The 1,853-nt window shown below is 70.3% G+C and carries 1 pseudogene; it reads right to left on the bottom strand.

Going from position 1 to position 1,853, the window contains the following annotated elements:
- Positions 1-7: 7 nt before the first annotated feature.
- Positions 8-1,638: pseudogene (locus STSP_RS34255) on the bottom strand (IS200/IS605 family accessory protein TnpB-related protein).
- Positions 1,639-1,853 lie beyond the last annotated feature (215 nt).

The following is a 1,853-nucleotide window of genomic DNA, read 5'->3' as shown; positions in this document are numbered from 1 at the left end:
ACCGTTCCTAGGGACTGAGCGGGAGTGAGTCCTGTTGCCAGAACACATGCTCCGCCGAACGCCCCGAACGGTGTTGGGTGTTCTGGTTCCCCGCGTTCGCTCCGCATCCGGCGCGCACGGATCGTGTCCGTGGTCCGGGAATGCGGGGGCGGGTTTCCTCACGCCCAGGGGCGGCCGGCTGGGCCTGGATGGTCCGATGCCCGCACCCATCGCTCTGGTGGGTGCGGGGCGGTGCCTTCCGTCGCCGGACCGGGTGCCCCTGGGCGCGCCTTCCGATCGCCACGGCGGCAGCGTCGTGGCGAGTGGTCTTGCGGTTTGCGCTCGTCAGCGGGGTCTGCCAGTGCTGGGCTCCCCACTTGGAGGTGTACGCGGGATCGACCGCGATGATCGCAATGCCGGTGGCATCGGCCATCGACGTGAGTCGGGCGCGCAACTTGGCCGTGGGCATGCCCGAGATGAGCTGCCTAAACCTCTTGTTGCGGCCGTGCTTCTCGCGGGTCTTGTCCGTAGCGAAGTCCAGGTCCTCGATCGCGATCGCTCTCACGCCACAGGCCCGCGCCCAGTGCAGCAGCCGGGTCAGGGCGTGCCGGATCTGGGCGTCGCGATGCTGGGCGGTGCCCGTGAGGTCGTAGAAGAACCGGCGCGGGTCGCCGATCGGGTTGCCGCAGGTGTCCAGGCGCCAGGCGGCGAGGTGATCGGCGTTGGTGTCCACCCCGATCACGCCGCGTTCCAGGGCGGCCTCGAGAGGGATCATCGGGGTGGGAGGGATCTGCCAGGACGCGGTGAGGTACCAGCGCCCGCGTGCCGGATCCAGGTGGATGCGGTAGGCCACGGCCCGGTTGGCCTCCACCCGGTCGGCCCACTCCGAGCCCCGATGCGCGAACCCCACGCGGCCGGCCAGGACGTATCGGCCGTGCGGGCGTTGGCGTACTCGGCCAGGGGCGCGGGCAGCTTGATGGACACCTCGCCCTCAGGGGTGACGCGGATGGTCTCGTTGCCGTACCGCTTTCCCGACTCCCCATCCGCCTGGAGGAACCAGCGCTCGGCCTCCCACCGCTGCCGCCATGCGGTCTCGGTGAGCTGCGCGGCGTCAAGGTTGTGCCGGATGCGTGCGAGCCGTTTCCCGCCCCGCACGACGTGCACGCGCCCGGCCTCAAGCCCGGCGCGCTCGCGCTCCAGCCGGTCCTCCAGGGCGGCCAGACGGCGGGACTTGGCATGCCACTCCTGGCGGGAGCGGTAGCCGCCCGGAGCCTTCTTCGAACCGCGCTCACCGACCGGGAGGGACAGGCGGTAACGGACGGCCGCGACACCGGCCTGAAGGGACTGCATGTGCGCCCTTTGGCACCGGCGCGCCAGTGCCCACTGATCATGCGACGCCTTCGTGATCGCTCCGGCCCACCGCGACGACGACATGGGCGTCAGCTCCCGCTTACGAGCCGCCCACGTCTGCGCGCAGTGCTCCACACCGTCCCGGCAGCGGGCAGCCAGGTCCCGCGACGCCAGCGAGCCCAGATACGCGCCCACCAGTCACAGCACCTTCTCGTCCTCGCACGGCAGATGCTTGAGCCGGGCACGGATCGCAACACCACTCGGCCCGGACGCAACGAACGACTCCGCTATTTCCCTCAGCCCGCCCATCCGCCACCCCCACCCAGCTCCGACCCCAACACCCCGTCCCCGCGTCCAACGAAGCCCGCCCGCAAAAGGTCACGCATTCGACACGGGCACTCCCGTTCTCATCCGAAACGCCGACGCCATGGGCCAACAGGCACGCCGCGCCAAAGACCGCCGATGCTCACTCCCGCCCACCAGAACACGCTCAAGCCCACTCAAGCGGCAACAGCTCCATACCC

It is taken from the genome of Streptomyces jeddahensis, from assembly GCF_001642995.1.
Lineage (GTDB): Bacteria > Actinomycetota > Actinomycetes > Streptomycetales > Streptomycetaceae > Streptomyces > Streptomyces jeddahensis.
This window is presented reverse-complemented; position numbering and strand designations above follow the sequence as displayed.